This window comes from Halomonas sp. ND22Bw (assembly GCF_003011945.1).
Lineage (GTDB): Bacteria > Pseudomonadota > Gammaproteobacteria > Pseudomonadales > Halomonadaceae > Halomonas > Halomonas halophila.
This window is the reverse complement of record NZ_PXWD01001625.1, coordinates 1-242: the sequence shown is the minus strand read 5'-3', so window position 1 is coordinate 242 and position 242 is coordinate 1. Positions and strand designations below refer to the sequence as shown.

Here is a 242-nt window from a genome sequence, read left to right as displayed (position 1 = left end):
TACTCTAAATAATTTTAATCAAATTTTTGCTCAACCCAATATTATGGCAATTTTACAATTCATAAAACCCGACAAAGTAATTCTACTTAATTCTACGGATTTCAAAGGTCAATTCGAATTTAGACCATTAGAGCCAGGATTCGGACTTACTATCGGTAATGCTTTGAGAAGAGTTTTACTTTCTTCTCTAGAAGGATATGCTATCACATCTATCAAAATAGAAGGAGTAGAGCACGAATTTT

The 242-nt window shown here is 31.8% G+C and carries 1 pseudogene; it reads left to right on the top strand.

The window, feature by feature from the left end:
• Positions 1 to 43 precede the first annotated feature (43 nt).
• Positions 44 to 242, top strand: a pseudogene (locus CVH10_RS23760) (DNA-directed RNA polymerase subunit alpha); the annotation flags it as partial.